The following is a 15,105-nucleotide window of genomic DNA, read 5'->3' on the forward strand; positions in this document are numbered from 1 at the left end:
ACGGCGGGGAACTATCTGGCCGCCGACGGGGAGAAATTCGTGACCGCCAGCGGGGAGAACTACTGGCCGCCACCGGGGAAGTCCAACTGGCCGTTGACAATCGAGGCCTGTACCGAAATAACATCTACGTCTGTCGTACGACCACGGGTCGCGGTCCTCACGGGGACCGCCCTCATCGAGGCGTCGTCATGTCCGGCGCCGCGCTCGTGCAGTTCCTCGTCGCGTCCTCGCGGGGACCGCTCTTCATCGAGGCACGATGACGACCACGTACCGGACCGAGGGCACGCCGTCGGTCGCGGTCCTACTGGGTACCGCCCTTTATCGAGACGGGAACAGCGGCCAGATCCGGGCCGGCACCTTCGTCGCGGTCCTCGCGGGGACCGCTCTTCATCGAGGCGTCTGCGCAACCAGCAGGTCGAACATCGTCGGGTTGATCGTCGCGTCCTCGCGGGGACCGCCCTTCATCGAGGCGTGCCAGACCTGCTGGTGAACAATGCCTTCGACCTCGTGTCGCGGTCATCACCCGAGGCTGAGAAGCAGGTCGCAGCTCTCGACGGAGCTGCCCTCACCATGCTCCGACCGAAGATCGTCACCGCCGAAGGGCTCCACTTCGCCGTACGGTCGAGGCGCCCGGCTCGCGACCCGATCAACGCGGCCCTCAACCTGAACTACGGACTGCTGACCGCCGACGCCCTCCGCGCGGTCGTCGCCTGCGGCCTCGACCCGCACACCGGGTTCCTGCACAGCAGCGGGCGGAACAAACCCGCGCTTGCCCTCGACCTCGTCGAGGAGTTCCGCGCCCCGGTCGCCGACTCCGTCGTGGTCAACGCCTTCAACAACGGCGAACTCCGCACACGGGACTTCACGACCGTCCTCGGCACCTCACGAATCGGCGACCGTGGCCGCAAGGCCCTGATCGCAGGCTAGGAACGCCGTGTCAACGGCACCTTCCGCCACCCGCTGTTCGGCTACGAGGTGACATGGCGGCGAGCGATGGAGATCCAGGCCCGTCTTGTGCTCGGCGTCATCGACGGTACGCAACCCGGCTACCAAGGCATCAGAATCCGATGAGCCTGGACGACGTGCGACGCTACCTCATCGCCTACGACATCTCCGATGACGCATGCCGGACCAGAGTCGCGAGCAAACTCGAATCGTACGGCGACCGCGTACAGTACAGCGTCTTCATCGTCGATGCCCGGCCCGCGAAGCTGCTTCGCCTCCGGACGCAACTCAGCAACCTCATCGACGCGTCCACCGACTCGGTGCTCTTCTGCGACCTGGGGTCGTTGAGGGAGAATCAACGCAGCACACTCGACGTGGTCGGCCGAAGCCGCACGATTACGGATCACGGCCCAGCCATTCTCTAGCGCGAAGCCTCCATCGTCCCGGCCGTGAGCGCGGAGCCGTCGCATGCCACCCTGCCAGCGACGTCCCCCGGACGCGTCACCTGTTACGCCAATTTGAGCGGCCTTGGTTGGCAGCGTCGCAACCACCCTTCGCAATAGGCTTACGTCGGGGCTGCTCGCCGGCAGTAGAATCTGAGCCCAGTCGCAGCTTCCGACGGAGCTGCCCTTTATTGAGGCATCAAGGGCACCTGGGACGGGATCGTCGCCGGGATCACGTCGCAGCTCCCGACGGAGCTGCCCTTTATTGAGGCCGCGCGCCGCTCTCGACGCCGGTCAGCGCGACCGCGTCGCAGCTCCCGACGGAGGTGCCCTTTATTGAGGCCTCCTGGCTGGCAGCGTGCGCAGAGGCCGCTGTGGTGGTCGCAGCTCCCGACGGAGTTGCCCTTTATCGAGGCGAGACGGGCACACCGAACGGCAGCTCGGCGTCGGTCGCAGCTCCCGACGGAGCTGCCCTTCATTGAGGCAGGTCGGTCAAGAATCCGGACGCGTTGAGCGAATACGTGTCGCAGCTCCCGACGGAGCTGCCCTTCATTGAGGCTGGCACCGGACCGCGCTCGGCCGGCCGGTGCACTGCATGTCGCAGCTCCCGACGGAGCTGCCCTTCATTGAGGCGGCACGACGAACCCGTTCGTGGGGCTGCTGCTCGGTCGCAGCTCCCGACGGAGCTGCCCTTCATTGAGGCACGCTGGTCGCGCCCGGCCGCACGCCCGACGACACGGTCGCAGCTCCCGACGGAGCTGCCCTACATTGAGGCGAGGCGTGGGGTGCGGGCCGGACCTGCGTCCGCCGGTGGTCGCAGCTCCCGACGGAGCTGCCCTTCATTGAGGGATGGTGAGCGGCGCCTTGCCGCGGAGCATCTTGGTCGCGTCGCAGCTCCCGACGGAGCTGCCCTTCATTGAGGGTCCGCGCTGGTGCGGCCCGGCGCGCGAATGATCCGCAGGTCGCAGCTCCGGACGGAGCTGCCCTTCATTGAGGGCCCGTCACCATGGGCATGCTTTCTCCCCACTCGCGTACGGTCGTAGCTCCCGACGGAGCTGCCCTTCATTGAGGGAAGGTCCTTGCGTCCGAGACGTCGACCGCGGCGGATAGTCGCAGCTCCCGACGGAGCTGCCCTTCATTGAGGGTGGTCGCCAGGGCTCACGCTCACCGTGCTCGGCGTCGCAGCTCCCGACGGAGCTACCTTCATTGAGGGTTGGCGATGGCTGAGCCCACGGTGGCCGGGTCGTAGTCGCAGCTCCCGACGGAGCTGCCCTTCATTGAGGGGCCGAGGACAGCTCGCGGGGGAGCACGCCCAGGGCGGTCGCAGCTCCCGACGGAGCTGCCCTTCATTGAGGGGACGACAGGCGGGCCTGCACGTCCATCGTTGTCCAGGTCGCAGCTCCCGACGGAGCTGCCGTTCATTGAGGGTGGACCCACGGTGAAGGCCTCGCCAAGTGGGCCGACGTCGCAGCTCCCGACGGAGCTGCCCTTCATTGAGGGCCGGGCATGCGTGTCGATCTGGAGGACTATCGCCTTGAGGTCGCAGCTCCCGACGGAGCTGCCCTTCATTGAGGCGAGCGCGGTGTCGTCGAGGGGCGACGGCAGGCCACGTCGCAGCTCCCAACGGAGCTGCCCTTCATTGAGGCGCGGGCACCCTCGACGGGGTCATCTACGTCAAGCGTCGCAGCTCCCAACGGAGCTGCCCTACATTGAGGCGAGGCGTGGGGTGCGGGCCGGACCTGCGTCCGCCGGTGGTCGCAGCTCCCGACGGAGCTGCCCTTCATTGAGGCATGCCACGCGCCCGGGTCACCGAGTTCGGTGAGCGTCGCAGCTCCCAACGGAGCTGCCCTTCATTGAGGCGTGATCCGGTACTGCGACCGGGCGTCGGTGTTGGCGAGTAGTCGCAGCTCCCAACGGAGCTGCCCTTCATTGAGGCTTCGCCGGCCACAACGGGCAGGGCTCGTTCGTGCGTCGCAGCTCCCAACAGAGCTGCCCTTCATTGAGGCGTGGCGGCCGCGCGGAAGGGCATCGAGGCGCACCGGTCGCAGCTCCCAACGGGGCTGCCCTTCATTGAGGCTCGTTCTGGATGGCACCGATGAGCGCCCCCAGGAGTTCGTCGCAGCTCCCAACGGAGCTGCCCTTCATTGAGGCTGGAGGTACCCCTCCGTCGTCCGCTCGTCCCGGGTCGCAGCTCCCGACGGAGCTGCCCTTCATTGAGGCGTCGAAGCGTGCGGCCTCAAGATCGTCGTTACCAAGTCGCCCTCGACACCCTCTTCCTCGCCAGCCAAATCTCATACGACGGCCTGCTTGTCCAGTGCGCCGGCCGCGTGATCCGACCGGCGCCCGGCAAGGACGCCGGGGTCCACGACTACCATGACCCGGCAGCGCCTATCCTCGCCGTCTCACTCCCACGCCGCATGCCCGGATACCGAACGCTCGGCTTTACCAGGGCGTGAAGGCACTGGATCCCTACGTGGGAAAAACGACCGGTCTGATCGGTCTGGCTGCTCCGTGGTTGCTCGGATGTTCGCTACTGGGTACGGATGGAGGCGGATGACGCGGGATTTTTGCTACCTACGCCAGAACTGGCGCCAATGTCCGCAGTAACGGTGATCGTGCCGACCAGTGTGACGCCGCCGGACCGGCCCGGACTCGACGCATCACACGTGGACTTCTCCTTGCTATTGCGTAGTTCCTCAAAGGCAGTACATGAACTTGCGGCGGAGTGTGCGGGTTGGTGGTGCCGGTCGTCCCCAGATCCAGGGGGTGGCGTGGGTGTTGAGCTGGGCGGTGGCCAGATCGACGGCGTGGGTGATCTCGTCGGTGTCGGCGAAGGTCTGTCCGGCGAACGCGGCCCGGCGCAGCAGCCGCCACCAGCCCTCCGCCATGTTCAGCCAGCAGGCCCGTTTCGGGATGAACACCTGCTGGATGCGGGGATGCCGGGCCAGCCATTGGCGGACCTTGCAGCTGGTGTGGCTGGACAGGTTGTCGGTGACCACCCGGATCCGGCCGCGTGGGTTGGCTCTGGCGATGTGGGTCAGCAGCTGGACCCAGCCGTCGCTGTTACGTGACGGGGCGCAGTAGGTGACCTCGGTGCCGTCGCGGATGCGCAGAGCGCCGTACACCCAGGTCTTGTCACTGCCGCGGGAGTACTCCAGGGGCGATTTGATCCGGTGGCCGTCGGGTGACCAGCCCGCCGCGGGCGGGAACGTGCGCGGGATCATCGGTCCCAGCTCGTCGGCGCAGATCACCGTCGTGCGCGGCGGCGGGTGGGTGTAGAGCTCGACGACCGCGGTTCTTTTGGGGCGAAGTCGGGGTCCTCGCTGTGCGCCCAGGAGTGGGTGTGCCGCCAGCGTACTTTCTCCGCCATGAGGATGCGCCGCACCTGGCTGCGATGCACCTGAATGCCTTCGGCCTGGGCGGCCTCGGTCAGGATGTTCAGCGTCCACTGCGACGGGCCGTGCTCATCCGCGGCGGCCAGCTGCCCGCCGGCGTCGCGGACCGGCCGGCCCGGGGGATCCGAACGAGCCAACGCGATGATGCGGCCACGCTCATGTTCGGTGATCCGGCGTTTGCGTCCGGCCCCGGGCAGGTCACCGAGGCCGTCGACACCCTCGGCGTTGAACCGGGCCAGCCGTTCCCGCACCGTCTGCATGTGGCAGCCGAGCTGGGCGGCGATGGTGCTGGTCCGCTCCCCGTCCCAACTCGCCACGATCATCTTCGCCCGCATGATCCAGTCACCGGGAGCATGCCGCGACCCCGCCAACTTCCGGATCTTCCGCTCCTCCTCCGCATCCGCGGGAGGACGGGCAAACAACAACTTCGGCATAACGATCGCCTCTCCACCAGCATCCCACCAGCAGGAACGATCTACACCCCAAAGAGGAACTATGCACTATATTTGAAGTTGAGCAAGTTAATCGTCCACTTCGGACTTTTAATCCGTAGGGTCAGGTTTCGAGTCCTTAATAGCCACCCTGGTGTGTACCTCCACCGCAGCATCATCAGTGCTGCGGTGCATTTTGGGCGGCGGCGTTGTCGTATCTGGAGATGGCTTAACGCGGGATGATGTCACCAGAGACGCTTGCTATCTTACTGCGTTTGATAGACGTCCTGCCGTTGTTGTCAGTGCTTGACGGCGGATTCGGGTCTGCGCCGGTCGTCGATGCACCGGACGTCAGTAGGCGACGGACATGTCTCTCGGAGACGCCGGCCTCTTTGGCGATGTCCGCAGGACGGGCGTCTGGGCGTTCTGCCAGCATCCTCGCAACGACGTCCGCTGTCGGGCCCGAACGGCGGCGACGACGGACGCCGTGCGACGTATCGGCAGACGATTCGTCCTGGACGAACGGGGGCGGCTCAGGGGCAAGATCGGACGATGGCTTGGCGGGGCCGGTGAGCGATGCGTCGAGGGTCGTGGACGCAGGGTCGTCAGTACGGCTGTCCGCGTCGCCCTCGTTCGGTGGTGTGATGTCAGTGGCGGGGTTGGCTGGTTTGGCACGCGAGAGCATCTCAACCACGAGCAGCATCGCCACTGCGGGCCAGGCTGCCACGATCCGAGCGCCTACGGTGGGCTGGGCGGCGGCGATGTTCGCGGCCACGCTGGCTGCCACACCAGCTACGAACGCGATCCGTGCTGACCAGCGGACCCGGTGGCCGTTGCGTTTGTCCTCGACCATCACGGCGGACGCCACGATCAGCATCCCGTCGACCGAGATCGGCAGGACGTAGGCGACCTCTGGACGTTCTCCATGCCGCAGCGCGACGTGGACCATGTGACTCCAGGAGGACCACGCCGCGATCGTCGCGACGGCCGCCGTGCTGACATTCCGGGCGAGATGGGTTGGCGTCATTGGTCCATCTCGGCCTGTAGCCGCCGCTGGATTGTCCGGACCTCTTCGACGTCCACCGCCGGACGTCCGCCGATGGTCAACCGGGTCTGGACGTCGGTCCATCGCAGCCATCGCTGGACCACGTCCGCGGGGTCCAGCCCGGTCGCGGTGGCGATGTCCGCGAGGTCCGCCCCGGCACGCAGCGCGGCGTGGATGGACATCGGCTGCCACCGGCTCCACCACGACACGACCGCCGCGGCGAGCGCCAGTTCCGCGAGGACGTCGTGCCGGCTCGGCGTGGCGGGGCGTCCGATCGTCTGGTTGTGCAGTTCGAGCAGCACCTGGAACGGGTTGACCTTTTCGGCGTCGACGAACCGGATCGGCGGCCAGCCATGCTCGTCCGTCATCGCCGCCTCCCTTCGGGGAGGAAGGCGTTGAGCATCGAGACGGCCCGCACGAAGGTCTGATCCGCCTCCGGCTCCGTGACCAGGCTGTCGGTCAGCATGTCGTGCAGATGGGCCACGAGTTCCACGACGAACCGGATTCGGACCGCCGTCGGCGCGGATAGCGTCAGCCCCGCCCAAAGGGCAGTGGAGAACGGATCATGCTTGCCGAGCCGAGCAAGTGCAGCTTCGACGCGGCTCATCGGTTCGGTCATCGGGCCTCACTCCGCCCACGTGACCTGCGAAGACTCAGTGGCAGCGGATCGCCGACCACCACGTGGGCCGAGTTCGCATCGCGATACCCCCGGCCCACCCGTAAAACCGCAGGTCAGAAGGCCCAACCGCTGCGAGCGGTCGGGCCTTCCTCGGTTGGGTGTCTGAATTCGGGAGCCTTCTGGGAGCGGAGTGCCCTTCCGGACCTTCCCGTCCAGCTCCTCGCTTGTCGCAAGTTGATCAAGAGTTTCAGTGTGTTTGCTCCGCTTCCCGGCGCCAAATAGGTCACAGCCTCGTCCAGCGTGAACAAGCCAACGTCGACCATGACCCGACCATTGGTGTGAAGCACCGCGTCGCGTCGGCGAGTAGTCACCACCGCCCGCCCGTTCGGATCTCCCGCCTGGCCCCGCCAGCCGGCGGCCCCGGCTGCCTCAAGCGGCGGCTGAGTACGGTGTTCCAGGGTGGTGGTCGGCGGGTCCGGGAAGTGACTGTTCCGAAGTGCTGGCCTCGGGGTTTGGTCAGCCGCGCTGGATTGCCCAGTCGCCCCGGTTGTCCTCCCGGGCCGGTCTCCAGCCGTTGGATCTCGCGGAGCATCTGCCGGAGGACCATGTCTGACTGCCGTTGTTTCAACACTCGGATGGCTTCCATCGCGGTCTTGCCTTGGGCGAGGCGGCGGCGGTAGTGGGCTCGGCCGGCGTTGCTGGTCGCCGGAGGAGGCGTCCAGGGGTGCGGCGGCGTTCCAGGAGGCGAAATGCCCGCGGCTGGTGCAGCGGCGGATGCCGCCGATGTCGCCGATCAGGCGGGCGGCGCCGGACGGTCCGATGCCGTTGAGCTCGAGCAGGCCGCTGCCGCTGTCCTTGACCAACGCGGTCAGTTCCTGCTTCGCCGTCTTGATCTTCTTGTCGATCTGGACCAGCTCGCCGATCAGCTCCGACGCCAGCCGGCGACGGGTCCGCCCGACAAGGTCACGCGGCCGGACCGTGGCCAGCAGTGCGCGGGCCTGGTCGGCGGACAGGAACTTTGTTAAGACCTTAGGGCGCGTTTGTTGATCCGGTCAGAGCCACTCGCTGATGATGGTGATCTGTCGGGCCGCCACCGACGTATGGCCTACCGACCGGTCGACGGTCCGGCATGGCGACGTCCCATCATGGCGGCTGCACGTGTGTTGCACGCGGGCTCCGGCAGCATGGCGGCGATGCCTCGTGGCTGGGGCGCCGTTCGCGTCGGAGGAACCGTTGCTGATGAGACCCGTGACCGTGCTGCTCGCGCTCGTCCTGACCTCCGGGGGCGTTGCCGCCTGCGGCGAGAAGACGGGCACCGTCGCGCCGGACGCGGCGCTCCGAAAGGCTGTGCATGCGCTGGAGACCACCGCGCACACGTTCACCGTCAAGCAGGGCAGTCCGGGCAAGTACGGCAACGCCCGGCAGAGCACCGGCTCCGGCAGCGTCGACCCGGCCGCCAAGACCGGCATGATCACCATCACCACCACCGACCACGACGAAACAGTCGCGCTGGCGTGGACCGTCGTTGCCCCTGACCTCTGGCTGAAGGTCGACACCCGCAACACGGACACGTCGCTCGGCCTGGACCCGACCGTCTGGTGGGAGATCGACCGGTCGCGGCTCGACCCGGACGAACCGACCCCGGTCGACGACGCCGGCGCGCCGCGGTTCGGCCTCGTCAACCTGTTCAAGGACGGTCTCCGCGATGTCAAGCGCGTCGATGCTAGGAAATTCAGCGGCACCGTGGAAATCACCGACTGGAAGAACCTCATGGAGCCGTCGCTCGATGCGATGGCATACGCCCGCAACTCGGACAAGCCCATCCTGTTCACCGCCACCGTCGACGAGCAGGGCCGCCTGACCGCGTTCACGATCGACGGCGGTTCCATCGACTCCGAGCTGGTGTACGAGATGACGTTCGCCGACTTCGGTGCCGTCCCGCCTGTCTCGAAGCCGACCGGCGCGAAGCCGGCCGACGAGGCCGTCTACCGTCTGTTCGAGTGACCGGGCGCGTTGTTTCGCCCCGGCGGTCCGCAGGGTGATGGCACCGTTCTCGGTGCGGACGGCGAGGCTGTGCGCGCCCGCCAGGTCGCCCGGCAATTCGTCGCGGACCTCCCCGTTGTCGGTCTCGGTGGTGATCCGGTAGTCCGCCTTCGGCGCGGTGAGTCACCGCGTCGTTGTCGGTCGTGACGTCCACGCTCGCCGGCGCCTCCGCGAAGGCCAGACCGACCGTGCCGTTCTCCGACCGGGCTGTGACGTTGTTGGACGCGATGCCGGCGGCCTTGATCGATCCGCTCGTGCTGGGTTCCGGCCCCCGCCGCAGGCGGTTGTGGTGGCGGTTCGCGGCTACCTGCGCTCCGCGGTGACAGCGGTGTGGCCGACGAAGCGTCGTACAGGTCCTAACAACGTTGATCGAGGGCTTGCCGTCCTTTGTGGAGGATGGTCTACCGTCTTCGGCCGTGAGGCGTGGTGAACAGCCGCCGTGGTGTGTGCCGGACGGGCTGTGGCAGCGCATCGAACCGCTGATGCCCGAACCCGTACCGCGTGTAGCTCTGAGCGAGACCGCCGGAACCGTGTCGGTGTCGAGGTGAGGCTCGTTCTGGTGGACGGCGTGCGGTTGTCGCGATGGTGCACAGCCCGCCGGCCGCCTGTCGATCTACCGGTCGATCAGTCGACCTCATTCGTCGCTGTCGCGAAGGGTCGACCTTACCGCCCAGCCGTGGCGGCGGGGCGGTCTACCACCAGGCGACCACGGCGATCACCGCGACCAGGGCCACGAGCAGGGCGGCGAGCAGCACCCGGCGCCAGGCGGCCTGGATCAGGGTGCCGAGGGGGAAGCGGACGGCCGGGGGCGGGGCGGACGCCACTTCGCGCAGGAGCCGGCGGAGCTCCTTATCGTCGGCCACCGGCTACTCCGCTCTCCTCGACCACTTCGCCGGTCAGGATGACTGGTTCGGTCTTGCCGGGGCCGGCGGCGTGGGGGTGGAAGGCGGTGGTGACGATGCCGCTGGCGGCCATCAGGTCGGCGGCCACGTCGACTTCGCTGCTGCCCAGCAGGCCGGCCGTCACGGCCGGGCCCATGCCGCGGTAGTGCCGGCAGACGAGCACCGCCCGCTGCCGTGCGGTGAGCTCCTCGAGCGTGGCGAGCAGCAGCGGCTGGGCGACGACCGGGTCTTCCTGCGTGCGGGTGACCTGCACCCGGCGCCGGGGCAGCCACCGCCAGCGGTCGGCGGAACGGGAGCCCCGTTCCACCATGTACCGGCGGACGAGGTCGTCGCCGAGCATCGTGTCGACGTCGACGCCGCGGTGGGACCAGCGGCGCCAGGGCAGGACCAGGCGGCGCACCACGCGGCCCAGTGCCGCGTCGGCGGCGAACCAGTCGCCGTACAGCAGGTACGCGAGCCGGCGGGCCGCGGAGATGTGCGGCTGGATCTCATCGATGAGGACCGCCTGGCGCCGTGCTTCGAAAGCCCGCCACCATTCGGACGCCCGGCGCGCATACCGCGTCACGCTGGGAAGTCGTCCGGATGCCGGCCGTGTATTCGGCTTCCAATGTTTGCCCGCCATCGCCTGCCGATTTCTCATACCGCGGAGCCGCGCGCCGAAGGATTGCAGCACCGCGCCCGCCACGCGGCGCCGCAGCGCCCGATAACAATTTGGCGCCAAGTATGGGTGACTCGCATCGACGTGGTCAAGCTGGCCGTCCGGCGTGTCACGGGCCAGGTGAGCTGTGTTCGCGCTTTCGTTAAGCGATCAACAGATCATCATTAGGATGAGCTTAGGTGCCCTCGTCCGGCGTATTCAAAGTATCGGTCGACAAATTCTCGGCTGCAATTTCCGGATATCGTCCGGAATCTTCGCCGACCGCGCGACGTCAGGTGGTCAGGGCGGCCCGGAGCCGGTCGAGGAAGGTGCCCTGGGCCTTGACCAGCTTGGTCCTCGCGACTTCCAGCGACAGCCAGGCGACCCGGTCCAGCTCGGGGAACGTCTTCATGACGCCCGAGCCCCTGGGCCACTCCAGCTCGAAGGTGTTGCTGACCGCCGCAGCGGCGTCGAAGTCGCCCTCCAGGGCGTAGACCGTCACGACCTTGCCACCGCTCTGGCGGACCTCGCCCAGCGGGATCGGCGTGCCGGCGGGGGCCGGCGCGCCGAGCTCCTCCTGGAACTCGCGGAGCGCGGCGGCCTGCGGCTCCTCGTGCTCGTCGTACTCGCCCTTGGGGATGGACCAGGCGCCGTCGTCCTTGCGGGACCAGAACGGGCCGCCCATGTGGCCGACGAGGACCTCGACGCCCTGGTCGGAGTTTCTGTAGAGCAGCAATCCCGCGCTCAAGCGAGCCACCGAGGTCCTCCCGTCGTCGCCCCCATTCTGGCAGTACGACGGATCATTCGGCGGGTGCGAAGCGCTCCAGGGCCGGCATGTAGCGGCGGTACGGGCCGACGTCGTCGCGGTACCTGCCGGCCAGGACCTCACCGATCTGGGCGAGGTGGGTCAGGTCGTGCGCGACCCAGGCGGCCAGGACCTGCTGGAGGGTGACGGTGCCGAACTCGGGGTGGGTGCCGGACCGGGCCAGGTCGGCCGGGGTCAGGTCCAGCGCGCCGAGGTCCTCCAGCGAGCGGGACCTGACCACGCGGAACCGGTCCAGCAGGGCGGGGACCGGCTCGCGCGCCCAGTCGAGCATCGCGACCCGGTTGAACGGCTCGAACGTCCGGTCGGTGCCGTGCTCCACGATCAGCCGGATGCGGGGCAGCCAGTTCGTGGTGTCGCCGTGCAGGAGGTGGCCGGCGATGGCGTACGCGCTCCAGGTGCCCTCGCCGTCGTCGCGGTGCACCCACTCCTCGGGCAGGCCGAGCAGGAGCGCGGACAGGGCGTCCGGGGTGCGGGCCAGCAGGGTCGTCGCGTCCGAGATCATCATCTGTGAGCTCCCTTCCCGCTGCCCATGCTCGGCGCCCGTGGCCGCGGGAGCCAGGGCCACCTGGCGATGACTGGCCTGGCACCCTGGGACGGTGCGGAAGACGAGCAGGGTCGGGGTCACCGGTCACCTGAACCTGACCCCGCCGACCGTGGAGCTGGTCCGGGCCGACCTGCGGCAGCTGCTGCGGCCGCCGCTCGTCGGCGTGACCTGCCTCGCCCGCGGCGCCGACACCGTCTTCGCCGAGGTGGTCCTCGCCGTCGGTGGCGCCCTGGAGGTCGTGCTGCCCTGTGAGGGGTACGGCGACACCATGGTCCGGCCCGAGCACCGGCCCCGGTTCGAGGCGCTGCTGGAGGCCGCGGCGACGGTGCGCGTGATGCCGTTCCGCCGTCCGGGCCGGCAGGCGTACGAGGCCGCCAACCGGCACATCCTGCACACCTGCGACCTGCTGATCGCCGTCTGGGACGGGCAGCGGACCGGGCACCGGGGCGGCACCGGCGCGTTCGTCGCCGAGGCCCGCGCCGCGGGTCTGCCCGTCGACGTGCGGTGGCCGGCGGGTGCCGCTCGCGAGTCGACCTGACGGGCAGCGCCGCCGCCACCGCCCTGCCCGGGCCGCCGCGGGTCGCCGTCATGACGCGGACAGTCAGCGGATAATCACGCAGAGTACGAAAACCGCATATAGTCGCCTTCGGGACAAATGCTCCAGGAGGTACCTGTGCGGAAGCGGTACGCCTTCGCCGGCGTATGCGTGATGACGCTGACGATGCTGGTGCCGGTGGCGCCGGCGCACGCGGCGTCCGGGACGGCACGCACCACCGAGTCCGCGCCGGCGGCGTTCACGACGGTCGGCGCCGACACCTATGTCGTGCCGGCCGGCGTCACGCAGATCGACGTCGTGGTGGTGGGCGGCAGGGGCGGCAACGTCTCGCCCGCGACCGGCGGCCTGGGCGCGAAGGTGAGCGGCCGGCTCGCCGTGACGCCCGGCGAGACCCTCGACGTGTTCGTCGGCGGCGACGGCGTCCAGGCCTACTACACCGGCACCCAGACCGGCAGCCACACCCTGCCGGGCACGGCCGGCGGCGCCGGTGGCGGCGGCGCGGGTGGCTCCGGTCGCATGATCGTCGCCGGGATCTACTCGTACTTCAGCGCGGGTGCCGGCGGCGGTGGCGCGTCGCGCATCTCCCGCAGCGGCACCGACCTGGTCGTCGCCGGTGGTGGCGGCGGCGCCTCCGGGTCCTCCGGCCCGAACGGGGCGATCACCAACGGCAGCAACGGCGGCGCCGCCGGCACCGGGTCCGGCGACGGCCAGGACGGCGCGGCCGCCAGCAACGGCAGCACCACCGCGGTGGCCGGCGCCGGCGGGGTCAGCGGCGGCAACGGCGGGGCGGCTCCGGGCGGCGCGACCGCCGGCGGGTCCGGCTCGGCCGGCACGGGCGGCGCCGGCGGCGACGCCGCGCACACCAACACGCAGGCGACCCCGAACTACTCGGCATCGTCGACCGGTGGGGGCGGTGGCGGCGGTGGCGTCGTCGGCGGCTCCGGCGGCAACGGCGGCGCGACCAGCATCAACGGCAGCGGCACCGCCGCCGCCACCGGTGGCGGCGGCGGTGCCGGCAGCAGCCTCGTCCCGGCCGGCGGGACGATCGAGGCCCCGTCCGTCTCCCGCCGGGTGGAGATCACCCCCGTGGTCACGCCGCCGTCGGGGCAGGCCGGTCAGTTGCAGGTGACGCAGCCCGCGAGCAGTTCGCGCGACGTCACGGTGTCGTGGTCGGCCGCGGGCGTGACGTGGGGTGACGGGGCGAACCGGCGGTTCACGGTGGTGGTGTCGCCGGCGACCGTGTCCAACAGCACGTGCACGGGGCTGACGGACGCTTCGACGGGGTGCACGTTCACGGCGGACGCTGACGGCACGTACACGGTGTCGGTGACCCCGGAGACGGATGCCGGCAGCGCCACCCTGGCCTCGGCGCAGGTGCCGGTGGCGCTGGTGGTCCCGCCGCCGGCGCCGGTTGCGCCGTCGGGGCAGGTCGGCCAGCTGCAGGCGGCGCAGGGCGCCTCGCGCGACGTCACGGTGTCGTGGTCGGCCGCGGGCGTGACGTGGGGTGGCGGGGCGAACCGGCGGTTCACGGTGGCCGTGTCGCCCACGACCGTCTCGGCCAGCACCTGCACCGGCCTGGCGGACACCGCGACGGGCTGCACGTTCACCGCGACGGCCGACGGCACGTACACCGTGACCGTGACGCCGAAGACGGACGCCGGTGGCGCCACGCCCGCCACGACATCGGTGACGGTGACGTCGGCCTCCGCACCGGCCGCACCGGACGCGCCGGCCGCCGTGACCGTGACCGCCGGCACCTCGTCGATCGCCGTGCAGTGGAGCGGCGCCGTCGCGCACGGCTCGCCGGTCACCGGCTACGTCGCCACCGCCGAGCCGGGCCCCGCGTCCTGCACGACGACCACCGCGACCAGCTGCGTGCTCGGCGCCCGGGCCGGCGTCACGTACACCGTGCGGGTGATGGCGAAGTCCGCGGCCGGCGACTCCCCGCCGAGCGCCGCCTCGGCCCCCGTGACGCCGGTCGCCCCGGTGAACCCGCCGGTCCCGCCCGCGCCGCAGGCCACCCTCGACCTCGACACCGGCACGCGCAGCGGCCTGCTGCTGCCGGGGTCGTCGGTGACGGTGCGCGGTGACGGCTATGCGGCGCACTCCACGGTCACGCTGACGATGTACTCCACGCCGGTGTCCCTGACGAGCGTCGTGACCGACGCGACGGGCTCGTTCGTCACGCAGGTGACCCTGCCGGCCGGGCTGGCCGCGGGCCAGCACGCGATCGTCGCCCAGGGCGTCGACACGCTGGGCGTGCCGCGCATCATGCAGGTGTCGGCGACCATCCGGGCGACCGCGGCGCTGCGCGGCTCACTGCCGGTCACCGGGGTCCCGGTCACGGTCCTGTGGCTGCTCGGCGCCGCACTGCTGATGGGCGGCGCCGCCCTGCGCTGGACGGCCCGCCGCGCCTGAGCAGCCGCGCCGGAGCGACGGTGGTGCCGGGAACCGACCAGGATCCCGGCACCACCGCTGTGCGCGGACCTACCTGTGCCACTTCTGGTTGCTGGCGCCGTTGCAGGTCCAGATGTGCAGCTTCGAGCCGTTGGCGGTGGCCACGTTCTGCACGTCGACGCACTTGCCCGACTGCGGGTTCACCAGGTCGCCGGCGGCGGTCAGGGTGAACTTCTGGGCGCCGGTGCCGTTGCAGGTCCACAGCTGCACGACCGCGCCGTCGGCGGTGGAGCCGCCGGACACGTCCATGCACTTGCCGAGC

General features: G+C 69.7%; 17 protein-coding genes. 6 read left to right on the top strand and 11 right to left on the bottom strand.

Annotated elements, in window-relative coordinates; all coding sequences use genetic code 11:
• Positions 1 to 570: 570 nt before the first annotated feature.
• Both cas1 and cas2 read left to right on the top strand, forming a co-directional pair.
• The gene (gene cas1, locus OP18_RS49165) at positions 571 to 927 is read left to right on the top strand and encodes a CRISPR-associated endonuclease Cas1 (RefSeq protein WP_033367467.1); all 357 of its coding nucleotides are present in this window, start codon (positions 571 to 573) and stop codon (positions 925 to 927) included.
• Positions 928 to 1,067: 140 nt separating this feature from the next.
• Entirely contained in the window at positions 1,068 to 1,370 is a 303-nt protein-coding gene (gene cas2, locus OP18_RS49170) for a CRISPR-associated endonuclease Cas2 (protein WP_033367469.1), read from the top strand.
• A 2,714-nt stretch (positions 1,371 to 4,084) separates the two neighbouring features.
• Here the strand turns inward: cas2 and OP18_RS49175 are convergent.
• The 6 genes from OP18_RS49175 to OP18_RS62805 all read right to left on the bottom strand — a co-directional run bounded on the left by OP18_RS49175 (position 4,085) and on the right by OP18_RS62805 (position 7,741).
• Positions 4,085 to 4,639 (bottom strand): IS630 family transposase, encoded by a 555-nt coding sequence (locus OP18_RS49175; protein WP_245635800.1) that lies wholly within the window; start codon positions 4,637 to 4,639, stop codon positions 4,085 to 4,087.
• Entirely contained in the window at positions 4,636 to 5,106 is a 471-nt protein-coding gene (locus tag OP18_RS49180) for a helix-turn-helix domain-containing protein (protein ID WP_211273916.1), read from the bottom strand. The genes OP18_RS49175 and OP18_RS49180 overlap by 4 nt, the downstream gene beginning before the upstream one ends.
• Positions 5,107 to 5,443: 337 nt before the next feature.
• Entirely contained in the window at positions 5,444 to 6,241 is a 798-nt protein-coding gene (locus OP18_RS56525; protein ID WP_081971802.1) for a DUF2637 domain-containing protein, read from the bottom strand.
• On the bottom strand, positions 6,238 to 6,627 hold the full coding sequence (locus OP18_RS49190) for a hypothetical protein (RefSeq protein ID WP_081971803.1): 390 nt from the start codon (positions 6,625 to 6,627) through the stop codon (positions 6,238 to 6,240). The genes OP18_RS56525 and OP18_RS49190 overlap by 4 nt, the downstream gene beginning before the upstream one ends.
• A complete protein-coding gene (locus tag OP18_RS49195; RefSeq protein ID WP_156090338.1) occupies positions 6,624 to 6,878 on the bottom strand; it encodes a hypothetical protein in 255 nt (84 codons plus the stop codon). The genes OP18_RS49190 and OP18_RS49195 overlap by 4 nt, the downstream gene beginning before the upstream one ends.
• Before the next feature lie 113 nt (positions 6,879 to 6,991).
• Positions 6,992 to 7,741: a transposase gene (locus tag OP18_RS62805; protein WP_081971804.1), complete on the bottom strand. Its 750-nt coding sequence runs from the start codon at positions 7,739 to 7,741 to the stop codon at positions 6,992 to 6,994.
• On the opposite strand from OP18_RS62805, the gene OP18_RS58975 reads away from it, so the two are divergent.
• Both OP18_RS58975 and OP18_RS49205 read left to right on the top strand, forming a co-directional pair.
• Positions 7,628 to 7,903, top strand: a complete 276-nt coding sequence (locus OP18_RS58975) for a hypothetical protein (protein ID WP_033367477.1) — start codon at positions 7,628 to 7,630, stop codon at positions 7,901 to 7,903. The two genes, OP18_RS62805 and OP18_RS58975, sit on opposite strands and share 114 nt — an antisense overlap.
• A 214-nt stretch (positions 7,904 to 8,117) precedes the next feature.
• Positions 8,118 to 8,882: a hypothetical protein gene (locus OP18_RS49205; protein ID WP_156090339.1), complete on the top strand. Its 765-nt coding sequence runs from the start codon at positions 8,118 to 8,120 to the stop codon at positions 8,880 to 8,882.
• A 731-nt stretch (positions 8,883 to 9,613) separates the two neighbouring features.
• Here the strand turns inward: OP18_RS49205 and OP18_RS58395 are convergent.
• From OP18_RS58395 to OP18_RS49225, 4 genes are all read right to left on the bottom strand, one after another.
• A complete protein-coding gene (locus OP18_RS58395) occupies positions 9,614 to 9,784 on the bottom strand; it encodes a hypothetical protein (RefSeq protein WP_156090340.1) in 171 nt (56 codons plus the stop codon).
• Positions 9,771 to 10,388, bottom strand: a complete 618-nt coding sequence (locus tag OP18_RS49215) for a hypothetical protein (protein WP_033367482.1) — start codon at positions 10,386 to 10,388, stop codon at positions 9,771 to 9,773. Before OP18_RS49215 ends, OP18_RS58395 begins: the two co-directional genes overlap by 14 nt.
• A 364-nt stretch (positions 10,389 to 10,752) precedes the next feature.
• Positions 10,753 to 11,208, bottom strand: coding sequence for an NUDIX hydrolase (locus OP18_RS49220; RefSeq protein WP_211273917.1), 456 nt, complete (start codon positions 11,206 to 11,208; stop codon positions 10,753 to 10,755).
• A 52-nt stretch (positions 11,209 to 11,260) separates the two neighbouring features.
• Complete coding sequence (locus OP18_RS49225) at positions 11,261 to 11,791, bottom strand: DinB family protein (RefSeq protein ID WP_033367488.1); 531 nt, start codon at positions 11,789 to 11,791, stop codon at positions 11,261 to 11,263.
• 91 nt (positions 11,792 to 11,882) lie between these two features.
• On the opposite strand from OP18_RS49225, the gene OP18_RS49230 reads away from it, so the two are divergent.
• Positions 11,883 to 12,368 (top strand): hypothetical protein, encoded by a 486-nt coding sequence (locus OP18_RS49230; RefSeq protein ID WP_033367490.1) that lies wholly within the window; start codon positions 11,883 to 11,885, stop codon positions 12,366 to 12,368.
• Positions 12,369 to 12,503: 135 nt separating this feature from the next.
• The gene (locus OP18_RS49235) at positions 12,504 to 14,804 is read left to right on the top strand and encodes a fibronectin type III domain-containing protein (protein WP_033367492.1); all 2,301 of its coding nucleotides are present in this window, start codon (positions 12,504 to 12,506) and stop codon (positions 14,802 to 14,804) included.
• 69 nt (positions 14,805 to 14,873) lie between these two features.
• Here the strand turns inward: OP18_RS49235 and OP18_RS49240 are convergent.
• Positions 14,874 to 15,105 (bottom strand): RICIN domain-containing protein (locus tag OP18_RS49240; protein ID WP_162189940.1); only part of this gene is annotated, 232 nt, incomplete at its 5' end.

Source organism: Dactylosporangium aurantiacum (assembly GCF_000716715.1).
Taxonomy (GTDB): Bacteria; Actinomycetota; Actinomycetes; order Mycobacteriales; family Micromonosporaceae; genus Dactylosporangium; species Dactylosporangium aurantiacum.

What these genes read in the sequence shown, in the direction of transcription:
- cas1 (WP_033367467.1), top strand. Translation starts at nt 571, where the DNA reads ATGCTCCGACCGAAGATCGTCACCGCCGAAGGGCTCCACTTCGCCGTA.
- cas2 (WP_033367469.1), top strand. Translation starts at nt 1,068, where the DNA reads ATGAGCCTGGACGACGTGCGACGCTACCTCATCGCCTACGACATCTCC.
- OP18_RS49180 (WP_211273916.1), bottom strand. Translation starts at nt 5,106, where the DNA reads ATGATCGTGGCGAGTTGGGACGGGGAGCGGACCAGCACCATCGCCGCC.
- OP18_RS56525 (WP_081971802.1), bottom strand. Translation starts at nt 6,241, where the DNA reads ATGACGCCAACCCATCTCGCCCGGAATGTCAGCACGGCGGCCGTCGCG.
- OP18_RS49190 (WP_081971803.1), bottom strand. Translation starts at nt 6,627, where the DNA reads ATGACGGACGAGCATGGCTGGCCGCCGATCCGGTTCGTCGACGCCGAA.
- OP18_RS49195 (WP_156090338.1), bottom strand. Translation starts at nt 6,878, where the DNA reads ATGACCGAACCGATGAGCCGCGTCGAAGCTGCACTTGCTCGGCTCGGC.
- OP18_RS58975 (WP_033367477.1), top strand. Translation starts at nt 7,628, where the DNA reads ATGCCCGCGGCTGGTGCAGCGGCGGATGCCGCCGATGTCGCCGATCAG.
- OP18_RS49205 (WP_156090339.1), top strand. Translation starts at nt 8,118, where the DNA reads ATGAGACCCGTGACCGTGCTGCTCGCGCTCGTCCTGACCTCCGGGGGC.
- OP18_RS49225 (WP_033367488.1), bottom strand. Translation starts at nt 11,791, where the DNA reads ATGATGATCTCGGACGCGACGACCCTGCTGGCCCGCACCCCGGACGCC.